The 17,863-nt window shown below is 46.6% G+C and carries 13 protein-coding genes; 11 read left to right on the forward strand and 2 right to left on the reverse strand.

Annotated elements, in window-relative coordinates; translation table 11 throughout:
* Positions 1 to 25 precede the first annotated feature (25 nt).
* Positions 26 to 1,597 (forward strand): peptide chain release factor 3, encoded by a 1,572-nt coding sequence (locus tag FC96_RS10840; RefSeq protein WP_056943011.1) that lies wholly within the window; start codon positions 26 to 28, stop codon positions 1,595 to 1,597.
* Positions 1,598 to 1,712: 115 nt separating this feature from the next.
* Here the strand turns inward: FC96_RS10840 and FC96_RS10845 are convergent, their stop codons facing one another.
* The gene (locus tag FC96_RS10845) at positions 1,713 to 3,068 is read right to left on the reverse strand and encodes an FAD-dependent oxidoreductase (RefSeq protein ID WP_056943012.1); all 1,356 of its coding nucleotides are present in this window, start codon (positions 3,066 to 3,068) and stop codon (positions 1,713 to 1,715) included.
* A 174-nt stretch (positions 3,069 to 3,242) separates the two neighbouring features.
* Between FC96_RS10845 and FC96_RS10850 the strand changes: the two genes are divergently transcribed.
* Both FC96_RS10850 and FC96_RS10855 read left to right on the forward strand, forming a co-directional pair.
* Positions 3,243 to 4,667 (forward strand): C69 family dipeptidase, encoded by a 1,425-nt coding sequence (locus tag FC96_RS10850; protein WP_056943013.1) that lies wholly within the window; start codon positions 3,243 to 3,245, stop codon positions 4,665 to 4,667.
* A 181-nt stretch (positions 4,668 to 4,848) separates the two neighbouring features.
* Entirely contained in the window at positions 4,849 to 7,488 is a 2,640-nt protein-coding gene (locus FC96_RS10855; RefSeq protein WP_056943052.1) for a cation-translocating P-type ATPase, read from the forward strand.
* A 53-nt stretch (positions 7,489 to 7,541) separates the two neighbouring features.
* Here FC96_RS10855 and FC96_RS10860 read toward each other — a convergent pair whose 3' ends face one another.
* Positions 7,542 to 9,803 carry an ATP-dependent Clp protease ATP-binding subunit gene (locus FC96_RS10860; RefSeq protein ID WP_056943014.1) on the reverse strand — a complete coding sequence of 754 codons (2,262 nt, stop codon included), beginning with the start codon at positions 9,801 to 9,803 and terminating at the stop codon, positions 7,542 to 7,544.
* A 298-nt stretch (positions 9,804 to 10,101) separates the two neighbouring features.
* On the opposite strand from FC96_RS10860, the gene FC96_RS10865 reads away from it, so the two are divergent.
* The 8 genes from FC96_RS10865 to ruvB all read left to right on the forward strand — a co-directional run bounded on the left by FC96_RS10865 (position 10,102) and on the right by ruvB (position 17,863).
* A complete protein-coding gene (locus FC96_RS10865; protein ID WP_056943015.1) occupies positions 10,102 to 10,290 on the forward strand; it encodes a hypothetical protein in 189 nt (62 codons plus the stop codon).
* 170 nt (positions 10,291 to 10,460) lie between these two features.
* Entirely contained in the window at positions 10,461 to 10,727 is a 267-nt protein-coding gene (locus FC96_RS10870) for a phosphocarrier protein HPr (protein WP_055679726.1), read from the forward strand.
* A complete protein-coding gene (ptsP, locus tag FC96_RS10875; RefSeq protein WP_056943016.1) occupies positions 10,727 to 12,454 on the forward strand; it encodes a phosphoenolpyruvate--protein phosphotransferase in 1,728 nt (575 codons plus the stop codon). Before FC96_RS10870 ends, ptsP begins: the two co-directional genes overlap by 1 nt.
* A gap of 317 nt (positions 12,455 to 12,771) precedes the next feature.
* A complete protein-coding gene (locus FC96_RS10880; RefSeq protein WP_056943017.1) occupies positions 12,772 to 13,947 on the forward strand; it encodes a glycosyltransferase family 4 protein in 1,176 nt (391 codons plus the stop codon).
* A gap of 21 nt (positions 13,948 to 13,968) precedes the next feature.
* Positions 13,969 to 14,988, forward strand: coding sequence for a glycosyltransferase family 4 protein (locus tag FC96_RS10885; protein ID WP_056943018.1), 1,020 nt, complete (start codon positions 13,969 to 13,971; stop codon positions 14,986 to 14,988).
* Between the two features lie 4 nt (positions 14,989 to 14,992).
* The gene (locus FC96_RS10890; RefSeq protein WP_056943019.1) at positions 14,993 to 16,030 is read left to right on the forward strand and encodes a lysylphosphatidylglycerol synthase transmembrane domain-containing protein; all 1,038 of its coding nucleotides are present in this window, start codon (positions 14,993 to 14,995) and stop codon (positions 16,028 to 16,030) included.
* Positions 16,031 to 16,219: 189 nt separating this feature from the next.
* Positions 16,220 to 16,819, forward strand: a complete 600-nt coding sequence (ruvA, locus tag FC96_RS10895; protein WP_056943020.1) for a Holliday junction branch migration protein RuvA — start codon at positions 16,220 to 16,222, stop codon at positions 16,817 to 16,819.
* A gap of 42 nt (positions 16,820 to 16,861) precedes the next feature.
* On the forward strand, positions 16,862 to 17,863 hold the full coding sequence (ruvB, locus tag FC96_RS10900) for a Holliday junction branch migration DNA helicase RuvB (RefSeq protein WP_156403223.1): 1,002 nt from the start codon (positions 16,862 to 16,864) through the stop codon (positions 17,861 to 17,863).

A 17,863-nucleotide genomic window follows, 5' to 3' on the forward strand; every position in this document is an offset into this window, starting at 1 on the left:
TCACAAGAATGAAAGGAGAGCCGCGATGACTAGTTTAGAAGCTGAAGTGGCAAGTCGCCGAACGTTTGCCATTATTTCTCACCCTGATGCTGGGAAAACGACGATTACCGAGCAACTATTGCTGTTCGGTGGAATCGTCCGAGAAGCTGGGACCGTTAAGGCCAGAAAGAGTGGCAACTTTGCGAAGTCTGACTGGATGGAAATCGAACAAAAGCGGGGAATTTCCGTCACGAGTTCCGTGATGCAGTTTGACTATGAAGGCAAGCGAATTAATATTTTGGATACGCCAGGGCATGAGGACTTCTCCGAAGATACGTATCGGACTTTGATGGCGGTTGATTCAGCGGTCATGGTTATTGATTCAGCCAAGGGGATTGAACCTCAGACAAAGAAGCTGTTTCAAATCTGTAAAATGCGGGGCATTCCAATTTTTACCTTTATGAACAAATTGGACCGGGATGGTCGTGACCCACTTGATCTGATTGCCGAACTGGAAGACGTATTGGGCGTGGAAGGGTACCCGATGAACTGGCCAATCGGCATGGGAAAAGAACTAAAGGGATTATACGATCGGTACCACAACCGGGTCGCAGTTTTTCGGCCTGATTCAGAGGAGACGGCCTATCTGCCATTAGATGAAAATGGGGATATCGTTGGCGATAACCCACTGAAGGAAGATTCCTGGTACCAAGATGCTCGTGACAACATGGAATTGATTGCCGATGCGGGAAATCAATTTGACGAACAAAAGATTGCCACTGGTGACCAGACTCCCGTCTTCTTCGGGTCCGCCCTCGCTAACTTCGGGGTCAAAACATTCCTGGAAACCTACCTAACGTTTGCGCCTGAACCAGCACCACATCGGACGGAAAATGACGGGGTTGTCGAACCGACCGATTCGAACTTTTCTGGATTTGTGTTCAAGATTCAAGCGAACATGGACCCTCGGCACCGCGACCGGATTGCCTTTGTTCGGGTGTGCTCTGGTCTCTTCACCCACGGGATGGACGTCACCCTCGGTCGGACCAATAAGACGATGCGTTTATCAAACGTGACTCAGTTTATGGCCGATACGCGAGAAAATGTAGATACTGCCGTTGCTGGCGATATTATTGGCCTATACGACACCGGAAACTATCAGATTGGTGATACCATTTTTACCGGGAAGCAACCGGTAAAATTTGAAAAATTGCCACAGTTCACGCCGGAGTTGTTCGTTTCGGTTCAAGCTAAGAACGTTATGAAGCAAAAATCCTTCCACAAAGGGATTCAACAGTTGGTTCAAGAAGGCGCCATTCAGCTGTATACGTCTTATTCAACCGGCGACTACATTTTAGGTGCCGTGGGGCAACTTCAGTTTGAAGTTTTCCAGTTCCGCATGCAAAATGAGTACAATTCTGAAGTGGTGATGGAACCCATGGGTCACAAAATCGCGCGGTGGATTAACCCGGACCAACTCGATGAAAAAATGTCATCGAGCAGAAACTTATTGGTTAAAGACCGAGGCGGCGAACCGCTTTTCTTGTTCGAAAATCAGTTTGCTGAACGGTGGTTTAAGGATAAGTATCCAGATGTTGAGTTGACTTCAAAACTTTAACGAAATGACCGGATGAAAACCCTCTAGCGGCATTAGAAAATCACGCAAATAATCCCGATCTGACAATTTGCCAGATCGGGATTATTTGTGTTTTGAGGCGAATTTGAGAAGCCGGTTATGCTTCTGCCGTGGCTTTGGCTACTTTTTCTTGAGCGGCCTGAGCTAAAATGTTGAGGTAATTGAACGGTCGATCAAAGTTTGGTTGGAACAACATGTCGACCATGGCTAAATCATCAATTGTATTTTGGTTTTGAATGCAGACCGATAAAAGGTTGGCAGACTGGGAAATATCATAGTCGCTCATTAAGGCACCGCCCAGAATTTGCCGAGTATTAGGATCAAACACCAGTGACATCAAGACTGGGGTGGTCGTCGGCATGAATTCCGGCCGATAGTTGTCTTCTACAATCACTTGTTCGGCGGCTAATCCCTGAGCTTTAGCGGCTTCGTAGGTCAGACCAGTTGAGCAGATTGAGACGCCATAGAGGGCGAGCCCCGAGCTTGATTGGGTGCCCATGTATTTAACGGTTGGTTGCGCGATGTTTTTGCCAACTAAAATGCCTTGTCGGACGGCGTTTGTGGCAAGGGGAATGTAGGCGTTTTTCCCCGTTGGATTGTAGTGGACCGCGGCTGCATCGCCGGCCGCAAAAATATCTGGATCAGAACTTTGCATGTAATCGTTCGTCAAAATTGCCCCGTTCTGGGCCATATCGACTTTTCCCTTGACCAGCTCGGTATTTGGTCGAAAGCCGATGCAAAGAATGGCAAGATCCGCTGTAATGGCGTCTTTGTCGGTGTGGATGGTCACGGCGTCAGTGGTTGTTTCAAAAGATTGAACGCGCTGATTTAGGGCTAATCTCACACCGTGGTTCTGGTAGTTAGCTTCAATTTTGGTGGTGAAAGTTTGATCGAAATACTTTGGCATGACGCGGTCTTCACCATCGATCAACGTGACCTCGTGGCCCTTTAGCGAGTAGGCTTCCGCCAACTCAGCGCCGATGTAACCGGCACCAATAACGGCGATGCGTTTAGCCGTTGGGGCTTCTTTGAAAAGCGTTTGGGCGTGGACCCAATTCTTACAAAGTTTCACCCGGTCACTATCAATTCCAGGGATGGGAGGGATGACCGGCCATGACCCGGTTGTCATCACTAATTTATCGTATAGGACAGTCGTTGTTTCATGGGTGTTAAGGTCTTCAACAACGACGGTGTGGGCCACATTGTCGACGGATTTAACGTCGTGGCGCATTTTAATTGTGGCGCCTAATTCGGCGAGTTCTTGAGGGTTGGAGTAGAAAAGTCCCTGAGGATCTTTTACCTGACCACCTAGATAAAGGGCAATCCCACAAGATAAAAATGAAATAACATCGTTTCGCTCGTAAACCGTGACCTCGGCATCGGGATGTTCAGTTAAAATTTGCTTTGTTGCGAACGTTCCAGCGTGCGTACAACCAATAATGACAACTTTCATATCAAACGGCCTCCTAAAATAGTCCCATTAGTCAAATTGCTAACAATTGTATTTTACACAATGATATTAATTTGTCAATCGTTTCACAAACTAAACTTCGGTTCAAGACTTGGTTTCGCCAAGTATAACGCTTATACTGGATACACATTAAAATGACGAAGGAGACTTTTTCACATGTCAAAACCACTATCTGCCTGTACATCTGTTATCGTGGGTAAGAAAGCGTCTATCGATGGCTCAGTGATGATTGCCAGAAACGATGACACTTTTTTGCCATTAACACCACAAGCGTTTATCATGCATCCAGCCAACAATCACCAGGAGAAAATGTTAACGTCCACTCAAAACGGATTCAAAGCTCAGCTCCCCAAGCAAGCGTTGCGCTACCAGGCAACGCCTAACGTGGAGGTCGATGAGAAGGGCCTGTATGAAGAGAGCGGTATTAACAGCGCTAACGTTGCCATGAGTGCCACCGAGAGTGTTTACGGCAATCCGCAGGCGCTGGCCCATGATCCGTTAGTCGCTGATGGCATGGCTGAAGACACCCTTCAAACAATGGTATTGCCCTATATTAAAAGCGCGAAAGAGGGGGTTGAACGGCTCGGCCAATTGATTAAGCAATATGGTTCACCAGAGGGTAACGGGGTTTTATTTGCGGACCAAAATGAGGCGTGGTACATGGAAATCGTCACGGGTCATCATTGGGTTGCCTCAAGAATTCCTGATGATGCCTACGTCATTATGGCGAATCAAGTCGCACAAGAACAAATTGATTTTAATGATCCTGACCAGTTTATGTGGTCCGATGGCCTCTTGGAATTCGTTGAAACCTACCACCTCAATCCGGACAAAGACGGCTGGAACTTTCGGCATATTTTTGGCACGAGTACTGAAAAGGATCGCCACTATAACACGCCACGGGTTTGGTTTGGGCAACGTTATTTGAATCCCGAAATCGAGCAGGAACCCACTAGTTCTAACCTCCCGTTTATTTGCCGAGCAACCCGGAAGATTAGTGTTGAGGATGTCGAATACATTTTAAGTTCCCACTACAATGAAACGGTCTATGATCCGCTGGGTAATGGTCCAGAAGCAGATAAGACGCGTTTTCGGCCAATATCTATGAACCGGACTCAAAATTCACATGTGTTGCAACTGCGAAACGACGTTGCTCCAGCGCAATCCGCTATTTTTTGGCTGTGCTTTGGGGTGCCTGCCTTTACCCCGTATGTGCCGTTTTTTGCTAATGCCACTGATACTGATCCGAGTTACGCAGTGACGCCGCTTCACGCTGACGACGCCAGCGCTTATTGGATGTATCGGAAACTATCTGTGCTGGTAGAAGCTCACTACAGTCAGTTTGTCGAACAAGACATTGATTACTTAACAGCGGCTAAGGAACAATTCCGGCAGCATCTACAAGTGACTGATGATGGGGCAACTGGACTAACGGATGAAGCGCTGACCGCTTTTCTGACAGAGCGAAACCACCAAATTGTGGCCGACATGCGAGTCGCTACAACGGATTTGATTCATACGTTATTTGAAAAAGGTTTAACGCTTTCAAAACTGACCTTCAATATGGATAAAAACTTGTAACCAGCGGCGTCCAACTACATTTATCTCACCATTACTAATTGTCATTATTAGACTTTATTGGTGAAATTCTTGTAATGGACGCTTTTTTTCTGTAAACTTAACTTAGAAATCTTTTGTGAATTGAAATAAGCTGTTTTGCCATGTCCCTGCAGCGAATTTGAAAGGACTGCTCGTGATGAAGATGACAAACGCCGAAATGACAACCGTAGAGCTCCAACGAGAGTATCAAACGGACGTCCAAACGGGATTAACCGCTACTTTAGTTGCTGAACGCCAGCAAAAAAGTGGCCGAAATGAATTGATTGAGGAAAAGCCACCAACTTTGGTGGCTAAAGTGTGGCGTCATTTATCAGACGTTGCGTCACTTGTATTGTTATTTGCCGTGGTCTTATCCACGTACTTAGCAATCACCACTGGCGGCGGATGGACCAAGCCCATCGTGATTGGGAGCATTCTGGTCATCAACGTTGTGATTGGGATGTATCAAGAAAACAGTGCCGAAAAATCGCTAGCGGCACTAAAGAAGATGAACGTTCATGAAGTGACGGTGATTCGAGACGGTCAGTCACAAGTGATTGATGCCGCTGACTTGGTGGTCGGTGACGTCGTTGTGCTGGAAGGTGGCAATCAGGTTCCAGCGGACGGCCGGTTAGTAAAAGCAACTGACCTGAGAGTCGACGAAGCGGTGTTGACCGGTGAAAGTGAGCCGGTTAAGAAAACGGCTGAGCCGGTTGTTCAGGCAGCCGAGCTGGGTGACCGGGAAAATGAGGTTTTCTCAGGGACTGGCATTGCCCAGGGAACTGGGACGATGGTGGTTACTGCCATTGGAATGGCCACCGAATTGGGGTCAATTGCGGGCATGTTGAACCGAACGAAGAGCCGGATGACGCCACTCCAAAAAAGGTTAAATAAATTATCTTTACGGTTAACAACGGTGGCCATTGCCGGTGGTCTCCTAATCTTTTTCCTGAGTGTTTTCCACCAGGGTGAACCGTTGGCAGATGCGCTGATGATAGGGGTTTCGCTTGCCGTAGCTGCCGTCCCAGAGACGTTGCCCATTATTGTGACGATTTCGCTGTCCCATGGCGTTGGCGTAATGGCTAAGCAAAATGCCATTATGCGACGCGTTGATGCGGTTGAAACCATCGGCGGTGTTAACGTCATTGCGTCGGATAAAACGGGGACGTTAACTCAAAATCAGATGACGGTGACCCGTTACTGGACACCACAGATGCAGCAAGCTGGAGTGGTTAAAGGCCAACAGGATGATCCGGCGGCGACGGCATTGATGCGTTACATGGGATTGGCGACAAATGCCACCAGCGAATCAGTAGACGGTGAACGCGTGGAGGTGGGAGATTCCACCGAGTTGGCCATTGTGAGGTGGCTAGCCAAGTTTGGTCAATCCCGGGCAGAGTGGGAGGCGACTTATCCGCGAATTGCTGAAGACCCATTTAATTCTAATAAAAAAACGATGGCGACGTTACACGAAATGCCAACCGGTCAATTTCTACTCATTGTCAAGGGGGCCATTGACCGGTTACCGGTAACTGTATCACCGACAGAAATAGCTCAAATGTATACGATTCATGATGACTTTGCCCAAAATGCCCTTCGAGTCCTAGCGGTTGGCTACCGAGTTTTTGATAGTCGCCCAACGGCGCCAATTTCTGATATTCAGTCGGACCTGACATTTGCAGGAATCATTGGGATGATTGATCCGCCGCGAGAATCCGCAATTGCGGCGGTTAAGCAGGCTGAAGAAGCTGGTATTAAAACGGTGATGATTACGGGTGATCATCTGCAAACGGCAAAAGCGATTGCCGAGCAAATTGGGATCTTTAAAGCTGGTGACGCGGTTATGACGGGTGCTGAATTACGGCAATTATCCGATACTGAGCTCACCGATCAAATTAGCCAAATTAGCGTCTATGCGCGGGTATCGCCCGAGGATAAAATTCGGATTGTTAATGCTTGGCAGGCCAATGGGGCCACCGTTGCGATGACTGGCGATGGCGTGAATGATGCGCCGGCGTTGAAAGCCGCTGATGTTGGTGTGGCGATGGGAATTACGGGAACGGAAGTTTCAAAAAATGCGAGTGATATGGTCTTAACAGACGATAATTTTGAGACCATCGTTGCCGCCGTTGCAACTGGCCGAACGGTATATCAAAACATTTTAAAAGCGGTCGAATTTTTGATTGGCGTCAATTTCGCTCAATTATTCCTCATGATTTTTGCGGTTTCAATCGGATGGGGCGCGCCACTGATTGCGGAACAACTGCTGTTAATTAACGTTTTAGCCGATGGTATTCCAGGGTTCTACCTGAGCCGTGAGCCAGGTGAACCACTGACAATGAAGCGGCCACCAATTAGTCGAAACAGTAGCATTTTTACCGATGGATTAGGATATCGGGTTGCGCTGAGAGCGACAACGTTTATTGTGCTGACACTCGGGATTTACAGCATTGGTCGGTTTGGATTAACATCGGGGTCAGCACTCGTGGGAACAACCATGCTCTTTGTTGTTTTAGCCATCGGGTCAATGATTGATATTTATCCGATTAAGAGTCGCGGTCGCTTGACGCTTACATCAATTAAAGGTAATCAGGCGTTGAATATCGGCGTCGTGTTAGCGGGTGTTTTGGTACTCGCAGTTGCATTAATCCCGGGATTACAACATCTGTTTGAGCTTGTGGCACTTTCGCCGATCCAGTGGCTAATTGTCGCAGTAGCAGTATTCATCCCAAGTGGCGTTTTAGAACTGGCAAAACGCCACCACTCTCAGGTTGGTCCCAAGCCATTCAGTCGTGAAACCTAAAAAAACGGTGTCCAACTTCCCAGCTTTATTTGCTGGGGTTGGACACCGTTTTGTTAATCGTTATTAGGTTTTGAAGACTTGGTTTCTGAACTAGATGATGCATTGGTTTCAGCGGCTAAAGTAATTTCACCGTTTTCAATCTTTGCGACCAGGTTCTTAACGTCGGCGTGGTCAAGGTAGTAGTCAGCGATGCGGTCTTCAATCTGTTCTTGGATAACCCGCCGTAGTGGCCGAGCGCCCATAGCCGGATCGTAGCCGAGATCAACTAACTTGGCTTCAACTGGTTCCGTTACGTGAACGTGAAGGTCTTGGTTGGCCAACATATCATTGACATCAGAAATCATCAAATCAACGATCTTCATTAAGTTTTCCTTAGTGAGTGGGTTGAATTCAACAATGTCATCAAACCGGTTTAGAAATTCTGGCTTGAAGTAGTTGGTGAGCTTGTCCAAGACGCTATGCGTTGTTCCGGAAGCCTCGGCACCAAATCCAACACTTGCTTCAACATCGCCAGTTCCGGCGTTAGAAGTCATGATGATGATGGTGTCTTTGAATGAGACCGTCCGACCCTGAGAATCAGTCAGACGACCATCGTCCAGAATTTGCAAGAACATGTGCATCACGTCCGGGTGCGCCTTTTCAACTTCATCGAGTAGAATCAAGCTGTAAGGGTTCCGACGAACCTGTTCAGTCAATTGACCAGCTTCTTCGTACCCGACGTAGCCAGGAGGCGACCCAATCAACTTGGACACTGAGTGCGGCTCCATATATTCGGACATGTCAAACCGAATCATAGCATCCTTGGAACCGAAAAGTTCGCGAGCAAGTTGCTTGGCTAATTCAGTTTTTCCGACGCCGGTTGGGCCGACAAACAGGAAGGAGCCAATTGGTCGACCAGTCCCATTAAGGCCGATTCGATTCCGCCGAATAGCTCGCGATACCTTATCAACGGCTTCATCTTGGCCGATGACGTGTTGCTTAAGTTGGTCACTCAAATCACGAAGTTGCTCTTGTTCCTTGTTTTGGAGTTCACCGACAGGAATGCCAGTTTTTTCCTCGACAATTTTTTGCATATCAGCTTCGGTGATTTGTGGCACGCCTTCATCAGAAGCAGGCTGGTCTGTCTTATTCTGCTCAAGCTTGGACACTTGATCGCGATAGTAAGCAGCCTTTTCGTAATCTTCAGCTTTTAAAGCTTCTTGCTTTTGAGCTTCAGCGGCCTGAATCTTATCATCAATAGTCTTAGGATCGACTACGTTGATGGTGAGATTTTTCTTTGAGCCCGCTTCATCCATCAAATCAATTGCCTTATCCGGCAGGAAACGGTCCTGAATGTAGCGGTCCGACAATTTAACGGCTGCTTCAAGTGAAGCGTCCGTGTAGTGGACGTGGTGATAATCTTCATACTTCTTTTGAATGCCCTTTAAAATCTTAACGGCTTCATCGGAAGATGGTTCGTTAACTGTGACTGGCTGAAGCCGTCGAGCTAACGCTTGGTCCTTTTCGATATCACGGTATTCGTTTAAGGTAGTGGCCCCAACAAGTTGGAACTCACCTCTAGCAAGGGCTGGCTTTAAAACGTTACCTGCATCCATGCCACCCTCAGCGTTACCTGCGCCAACAATTTCGTGGATTTCATCGATGAATAAGATGATGTTTGGATCTTGTTGGACTTCTTGCATCAACTGCTGCATCCGTTGCTCAAATTGGCCCCGGATTCCGGTACCTTGAACGAGCGAAACAACATCTAAGCGAATCACTTGTTTGTTGATTAACTTTTGGGGAACATCGCCTTCAACGATTTTTTGGGCGAGGCCTTCCACAACAGCAGTTTTACCAACTCCGGCTTCACCAATCAACACGGGGTTGTTTTTAGTTCGCCGGTTTAAAATTTCGATAACTCTTGCGATTTCTTTATCGCGGCCGATGACGGGGTCGACTTTACCCTGCTTTGCAAGGTCGGTCATGTTCAACCCGTACTGACCTAAAAGTGAGTTTCCACCATTGCCTCGACCGTTGTTGCCACCGTTTCGGGGGCCGCTTGGTTGGGTTGGTGGGACTTGAGATTGAAAACCCTGAGGATTGCCTTGGGCGCCGCCTTGCATTGCCCGGAAGATATCATCGAGGTTTCCAAAGCCAAATGGATCTTGTGCCATATTCGCACCTCCATTGCCTGGATTTGAATTATTGTTAAGCTGTTGGTTTTTGAGTAGTTGATAGCAGTTTTGACATAGGTCAACTTGCTGCCGTTCGCCATTAACGTTGAGGTACAAATGGATCGTTGCCTCACGTTGGTGACAGTTTTGACAGAGCATAACATAACTCCCTTCTACTTAGCGCGTTCATAATTAAGCCAATTCAACTTAACCAATCAAGATGGTGAAATTTGTTTGACCAATCTTGACCATTGATTTAATTATACTCAAATCAACGTTAATGGCAAGCAATTGACTTAGGGCATTTCAAGATAGTTAGCACCGAGCGGTGTCGAGTGCTAATTTCACTTTTAGTTTTATCGCATTCTGATAAAAAGTGCAAGTCATTAAGTCTGAATGGGTGGTTCAAGTTTAAAAATCGGGTACAATAGGTAGGTGACTAAAGGAGGATGCAAGCTTGGAAAAAGATTATTCAGAGTTAATGACGCAACTTAAGAGTGGTGAATTAGACGCAGTGGAAGTCCATCCTGATGAGTTTATGGCTTTTTATGAGGCGTACATGGCCTTTGAGTCCCGGAAACGGATCGTAGGCGCTGCTGAAAAAAATGGCATTATTACGTATCGCTACGACCATGAGCAGGGGTAAGCTCACCACAATGAAAGCGTTTAATGAAATGCTTGTATTTTGCTGAATTAATTGATATTCTTTAATCATAGGGCGGATTCCATCGGTTTCATTATTTTGGTAAATTTTGAAACCCGTGGAAAGCTGCCACTAGTACAGAAAACTTAATGCTCAAAGGGAGATCGTATATTATGGAAAAACAAAACTTTCATGTCACTGCAGAAACTGGGATTCACGCACGTCCCGCAACTTTATTGGTTCAAGCAGCTAGCAAGTACAATGCCGATGTGACGCTTGAATACGACGGGAAGTCAGTTAACTTAAAGTCCATCATGGGTGTTATGTCACTTGGTGTTGGTCAAAACACCGATGTTACGATCACCGCTGATGGCGACGATGAAAAAGACGCAATGGCAGACATTGCTAAAACCATGAAAGAGGAAGGCTTATCTGAATAATGAGCAGTCAGGTATTGAAGGGGATCGCTGCTAGTGACGGTGTTGCGATTGCAAAGGCCTATCTGTTAGTCGATCCTGATTTATCATTCTCTAAAGAGACGATTTCCGATGTTGACGCTGAAATTGCTCGGCTGAGCGCTGCGATGGAAGCATCAAAGCAAGAGCTGAACCTCATTAAGGAAAAGGCAACGGAAAACTTGGGGGCTGAAGAGGCGGAAGTCTTTGAAGCTCACATCACCATTTTGTCTGATCCGGAACTCATTGGAGCAATCGATAAGAAGATTCAGGATGAAAAGATCAACGCTGAGCAGGCGTTAAAAGACATTACCGATCAGTATATTGCCATGTTTGAAGCGATGACCGATAATACCTATATGCAAGAACGAGCAGGTGATATTCGCGACGTGACAAAGCGGGTGATGGCGCACTTATTGGGAGTTGAACTCCCAAGTCCAGCCCTGATTGATCACGAAGTGGTGGTTGTGGCTCATGACCTGACCCCGAGCGATACGGCTCAATTAGATAAGAAGTATGTTAAGGGCTTTATTACGGATATCGGGGGACGAACCTCCCATTCCGCTATTATGTCTAGAACCCTTGAAATTCCCGCTGTTGTTGGTTCTGAAGAGGCGACAACGGCTATTAAACCGGATCAACTGGTCATTGTTGATGGTCTTGACGGTCAGGGAATCGTTGATCCGACAGAAGCTGAAGTGGCCACCTACCAAGCCAAACAGGCGCAATTTTTGACCCAGAAAGCCGAATGGGAAAAATTAAAAACGGAACCATCTGTCACCAAAGATGGTATCGCCCACACCATTGCTGCAAATATCGGAACTCCCGATGATTTACAAGGTGTTTTGGACAACGGTGGTGAAGGGGTCGGTTTGTTCCGTTCTGAATTTTTATATATGAATTCAGCTGACTGGCCAACTGAAGATGAACAATATGAAGCCTACAAGAAAGTTGTCCAAGGAATGGCGGGTAAACCCGTTGTTGTTCGGACGATGGATATCGGTGGGGATAAAAACCTCCCGTATTTACAACTACCGGATGAAATGAACCCATTTATGGGCTATCGGGCAATTCGGATTAGTCTGGACAAAACTGACATCTTCAGAACGCAATTACGGGCGCTGCTGCGAGCTTCTAACTTTGGTGAGCTATGGATCATGTTCCCAATGATTGCCACCATTAATGAATTCCGTTCAGCTAAGAAGATTTATGAAGAAGAACGGCAAGCCATGGTTGATGCTGGTCAACCGGTGGGCGAGATTAAGGTCGGTATGATGTTGGAAATTCCGGCTGCTGCAGTGTTGGCTGACCAATTTGCCAAGGAAGTTGATTTCATGAGTATTGGAACCAACGACTTGATTGGTTATTCAATGGCGGCAGACCGTACCAACGAACGTGTTTCTTACCTTTATCAACCTTACAACCCATCAATTTTACGCTTGATTAAGTATGTCATTGATAGTTGTCACAAAGAGGGTAAATTCGCGGCAATGTGCGGTGAAATGGCCGGTGACCAGATTGCCGTACCGCTACTTGTGGGCATGGGATTAGATGAATTTTCAATGAGTGCAACAAGTATGTTGAAGACTCGGTCTCTGTTCAAACAATTAGATTCAAAAGAAATGGCTAAGTTAGCAGATAAAGCGATCAACGCTAAGACTAACGAAGAAGTGATTCAGTTAGTCAAGGCTGCTGTTCCCTCAGAAGCTTAACAAAGTGTTTAAAACAGCCAAATAAACGATGCCTGGACGACCACTTGATACTTGAAGCGGTCGTCCATTTTTTGTAAGTACCTGATGCGGTCAATTATCGGAGTTAAAGCGGCTTAACTCCGGAATGTCAAGCTCAGGAGAGCAGGAAAAGACTAGATTTGAAGGTTAAAAGTTTAATAATATCGGCTAAGTTTCCAACAAAATTTCGGAAACAGTCCGGATAGCATGATACAATACGTTTGCAATGACTTTACGAAACCAATATAATTGCTGTTATTAACTAAGTCTGTAGAAACGAATTTTTGGGGGGATCGGACGTGAACATTGGTATATTTACGGACACATACTTCCCTCAGGTGAGTGGTGTCGCAACATCCATCAAGACCCTTCGCAACGAATTGGAACAGCACGGCCATCAGGTCTATATCTTTACGACCACTGATCCGCACGTTGAAAAGGACGTTTATGAACGTAATATTTTTAGATTTCCAAGTGTCCCGTTTGTCTCATTTACGGACCGACGGGTTGCTTTTAGGGGGCTGTTCCACGCCTATCAAATTGCTAAAGAATTGAACTTGGATGTTGTCCACACCCAAACAGAATTTTCGATGGGGGTCATCGGAAAGTTTGTGGCTAGGAGTCTTAAGATTCCTTGTTTGCATACGTACCATACGATGTATGAGGATTATTTACACTACGTCGCTAATGGAAAACTACTACGACCGGTCCACGTTAAACAAATGACGTTGGCCTTCTGTGCTCATCTGGATGGAGTTGTGGCACCGAGTCAGCGAGTTTTGGATACGTTGACGGGATACGGTGTTAAAGCGCCCATTCGGATTATTCCGACCGGCGTTAATTTAACTAAATTTGATCAGAAAAGTGACATTGATGTCCGACAAAAGTACGGGATCGATGACGATCAACCGCTCATCCTGTCGCTAAGTCGGTTAGCTTATGAGAAAAACATTGCCGAAGTATTAGACGGGATGCCTAAAGTGTTAGCGGCGCTTCCAAACGCCCAGTTATTGATTGTTGGTGATGGGCCGGCCCGTGAGGACTTGGAAGCCCAGGTGGCCCAGTTAGCACTAGGTGAACATGTCACGTTTACGGGTGAAATCAATAATGACGACGTCTCGGCTTTTTACCACGCCGCGGATCTCTTTTTATCCGCGTCAGATTCAGAGTCTCAGGGACTCACTTACATCGAAGCCCTCGCATCGGGGACTAAAATTGTTGTTAAGGCAGGACCTTACACAAAACAATTGTTACAAACGGATGCATTAGGGGCGATCTTCACCACCTATGATGAGATGGTCGATAAGGTGATTGAGTGCTTGAAATCACCCGAAATTAGTGACCAAGCCCAACTTGCTGAAACGCTGCACGAAGTGTCTTCGGAAGCTTTTGGCGAGCGGGTTATTGATTTTTACCAAGATGCAGAATTAAACTACGAAGAAACCCGAGAAGATTCAGCTGACGTCGGGAATTAATAGGTAACATGGGAGTTGGAAATGCTTAAGATTAATATGTTCTCAGGGGCGGACAAAGTGAAAGGCCAAGGGGTTGGCAGCGTTTATGACGAGTTGTTAAAGCTGCTTAAAACCCGGGCGACTGACACGTTAGACATCACGGTCAACCGGTATTCGAGAGTGGACGTTAGCCACTACCATACCATTAATTTTCCGTTCTTTTTGTCGACGTTTATGACGAATCGTGGTCGCAAGATTGGCTATGTCCACTTTTTGCCAGAGACGCTTGAAGGAAGTTTAAAGCTCCCAAAACTGGTCAAAAGCGTCTTTTACTGGTACGTCATCGCGTTTTATAAGCGGATGGATCACCTTGTGGTGGTTAATCCCTCATTTATTCCCAAATTGGAAGCCTATGGCATCCCAAAAGATAAAATTACTTATATCCCGAACTTTGTCAGCGCCGATACCTTTTATCCGGTGACGCCAGAGAAAAAAAGGGCCTTACGGCAACAGTACGGATTTAAGGATCAGTTCACGGTCCTCGGTTCTGGACAAGTACAGGTTCGTAAAGGGGTTCCAGATTTTATTGAATTGGCAAAACGGCACCCGGAAATGCACTTTGTATGGACGGGCGGATTTTCATTTGGCCGAATGACTGATGGTTATGAGGAACTTAAGAAAGTAGTTGCTAACCCACCTGAAAACCTAAGTTTTCCGGGGATTGTTGACCGCAATCGACTGGTTGATTATTACAACATGACTGACCTTTTCTTGTTACCATCGTATAACGAATTATTTCCCATGTCCGTATTGGAGGCTTTTAGCACGCATACGCCGGTTATGTTGCGAGACTTGACCCTGTATCAGACCATTTTGAGGGGTGACTATCTGGCGGCTGCAGACGTGACGGAGATGGACCACCAACTTACTCGTTTGGCTCAGGATCCAACAGCTATCGAGGGGTTGAAGCAAAAGGCTAAAGACGCCGCTGACTATTACTCAGAGGACCGTTTAGTTGAAGTTTGGAAAGACTTTTACGCCGAACAGGCGCGCGAGGTTTAAAGGCATGTCGAGACGTAATAAAGTCGCACTATTTGTTATCATTCTGCTTGGATTAGGTATTTTTGGCTATTCTCTCAGGGATGTTAAACTTGGTATTTTAATCCATGACTTCGCCCATATCCACATTGGTTGGTTACTGGTCGCCATTGGCTGCATGTTGCTGTATTTTGGGCTAGAAGGCGCTGTGGTTAAGATTTTTGTGGATCGTCGGATGGGTCATTATTCTTGGAAGAGTGCGTTACGAATCCCACTGATTGAGCAGTTATTTAACGGAATCACCCCCATGGCGTCTGGCGGTCAGCCAGCCCAGCTCATTGCAATGCTGCAAAGTGGCATTGATGGGGGGCGGGCCAGTTCGATTTTGCTGATGAAGTTCGTGGTTTATCAGGCCATGATTGTGCTCAACTTCTTGGTGGCGCTGTTGATTGGCTTTCACTACATGGTGGCTAAGATGAGTTACCTGTCGCTCTTTGTTGTTTTTGGCTTTGTCATTCACTTTGGCGTAATCGTTGGGTTATTGTTGGTGATGTTTTGGCCCAAGTTCACTAAGCGCGCTGTTCGGATCATTGCGACGCCGCTTAAGTTTTTTGTTTCCAGTCAATGGCTGACTGAAAATATTGAAAAACTTGATGTTAAAATTGACTTGTTCTATGAAGAAAGTGTGCATATTGTCGGGCAATGGCGATTGATGTTGGGGGTTGCTGCGGTAACTTTCCTTCAGCTCATGGTGTATTACCTGGTCCCGTACTTCATTATGAACGCCCTCGGGTACACACACAGCAACATTGTCATGGTGACCTGTTTGCACATCTTGATCGTGATGGTGATCTCTATTTTTCCAATACCAGGGGGATCTGGTGGTGCAGAGTACAGTTTCACCGTCCTATTCAGTAGTTTTATTACCAATAACAGTAAACTTGTTTTGGCCATGGTCCTGTGGCGGTTGCTCACGTATTATTTCGGCATTTTGCTAGGATTGGGTGCGCTTGCAATCAAACCAGACAAGGTCCAACATCATACAAAGCTTGAAAAAGAAGCATAGCACGGCGCCCGATTATTGGGTGTTACGGCCAAGTCAGACCAGCCAAAGTTTGGTGGACTGGCTTTTTTATTTTCACTCAAAAATCGATTCTTCGCCCGTTGATGAGTTGCGAAAAGGGCGTGGGTTTCGGGGCTGTTTGTGGTACAATTTTAAAAGCAAACATACGTTTAGAAACGGACGTGACTAATTTTGTACGAATATTTAGAAGGTACGATTACCGCTATTAAGCCTGCCTATATCGTGGTTGACGTCGCTGGCGTCGGCTACTTGGTTCGGGTTGGAAACCCGTTTCACTTTTTAGAAGGTCAAGAACACGTTAAAGTGTACGTCCACCAGACTGTTAGTGACACGGCGCAAACCCTTTATGGCTTCGCAGCTTTTGAAGAAAAACAATTATTTGAGAAATTATTGGCGGTCTCTGGAATTGGCGCGAAAAGCGCACTGGCCATTTTGGCTAACGGGGATCAGAAGGCCATTGTGACGGCAATTAATACCGGCGATGTTGGGTTTTTGACGAAGTTTCCGGGCGTTGGGAAGAAAACGGCCCAGCAAATCGTGTTGGACTTACGAGATAAAATAACGGAATTAACGACAGGGATGGCGGTTCAGCCGGCTTTATCTATTCCTGCCACGCAAAATCCCGCATTGGACGATGCATTGGCGGCTCTTGAAGCGTTAGGATACCGAGCAGGTGACGTCAAAAAAACGGCGAAGTACCTGGCAACCCTGTCTGTCAGAACAACGGATGAATACTTAAGTGATGCTTTGAAACGGTTGACGAAGCCTTAATAAAGGACTGGAGGTGGCAATGTGAACGAAGAAGATCGGATTATGGATGGCGAACCGCAAGGCGATGCCGAGGAAAGTATCGAACGCTCACTTCGCCCAAGTCGGCTAGCGGATTATATCGGTCAAGGGTCCTTGAAACGCGAGCTCAGCGTTTATATTCAAGCTGCTAAACAACGTGAAGAAGCACTTGATCACGTTCTGTTATACGGGCCGCCGGGGCTCGGGAAAACGACGCTAGCGATGATTATTGCTAACGAAATGCAGGTTGGCATCAAAACAACGAGTGGCCCCGCGATTGAAAAAACGGGCGATTTGGTGGCACTGCTGAATGAATTAAATCCTGGTGACGTTTTGTTTATTGATGAAATTCACCGGTTACCTAAAATTGTCGAAGAAATGTTGTACTCCGCAATGGAAGATTATTTTGTCGACATCGTCGTCGGGCAGGGACCAACTGCTCATCCCATTCATTTCCCCCTGCCACCCTTTACCTTAATTGGAGCGACGACCCGGGCAGGTGGCCTATCAGCACCATTGCGGGATCGTTTTGGAATTGTTGGCCATATGGCCTATTACACGGTGGCCGACCTAGAAGAGATTGTGGCGCGTAGTGCGGCTATTTTGCACAGCGGGATTCAATCAGAGGGCGCTCACGAAATTGCGCGACGTTCCCGTGGGACGCCGAGAATTGCCAATCGTTTGTTGAAACGTGTGCGCGATTTTGCCCAAGTCTCTGCGGATCACGATGAAATTGATCTGGTGATTGTTCAGCAAGCTTTAGCTATGCTTCATGTTGACGATCAAGGGTTAGATCAAACGGATAATAAGTTTTTAAAAACGATGATTCAGTTTTACGATGGTGGTCCAGTTGGGCTTAACACGATTGCCGCTAATATCGGTGAGGAAACGGACACCGTGGCCGAAATGGTCGAACCGTATCTTTTGCAACAAGGATTCATCAAACGAACGGCCCGCGGGCGGATGGTCACGAATTTAGCCTACGACCACTTAGGTCTCCCCGTGCCAAAACGAAAGGACGAGTAA

The sequence above is a fragment of the Secundilactobacillus kimchicus JCM 15530 genome (assembly GCF_001433995.1).
GTDB classification, from domain to species: Bacteria; Bacillota; Bacilli; order Lactobacillales; family Lactobacillaceae; genus Secundilactobacillus; species Secundilactobacillus kimchicus.

Excerpts from the sequence above, each read along its gene's own strand:
- FC96_RS10840 (WP_056943011.1), top strand. The coding sequence starts at position 26 with ATGACTAGTTTAGAAGCTGAAGTGGCAAGTCGCCGAACGTTTGCCATT.
- FC96_RS10845 (WP_056943012.1), bottom strand. The coding sequence starts at position 3,068 with ATGAAAGTTGTCATTATTGGTTGTACGCACGCTGGAACGTTCGCAACA.
- FC96_RS10850 (WP_056943013.1), top strand. The coding sequence starts at position 3,243 with ATGTCAAAACCACTATCTGCCTGTACATCTGTTATCGTGGGTAAGAAA.
- FC96_RS10855 (WP_056943052.1), top strand. The coding sequence starts at position 4,849 with ATGACAAACGCCGAAATGACAACCGTAGAGCTCCAACGAGAGTATCAA.
- FC96_RS10860 (WP_056943014.1), bottom strand. The coding sequence starts at position 9,803 with ATGCTCTGTCAAAACTGTCACCAACGTGAGGCAACGATCCATTTGTAC.
- FC96_RS10870 (WP_055679726.1), top strand. The coding sequence starts at position 10,461 with ATGGAAAAACAAAACTTTCATGTCACTGCAGAAACTGGGATTCACGCA.
- ptsP (WP_056943016.1), top strand. The coding sequence starts at position 10,727 with ATGAGCAGTCAGGTATTGAAGGGGATCGCTGCTAGTGACGGTGTTGCG.
- FC96_RS10885 (WP_056943018.1), top strand. The coding sequence starts at position 13,969 with ATGCTTAAGATTAATATGTTCTCAGGGGCGGACAAAGTGAAAGGCCAA.
- FC96_RS10890 (WP_056943019.1), top strand. The coding sequence starts at position 14,993 with ATGTCGAGACGTAATAAAGTCGCACTATTTGTTATCATTCTGCTTGGA.
- ruvB (WP_156403223.1), top strand. The coding sequence starts at position 16,862 with ATGGATGGCGAACCGCAAGGCGATGCCGAGGAAAGTATCGAACGCTCA.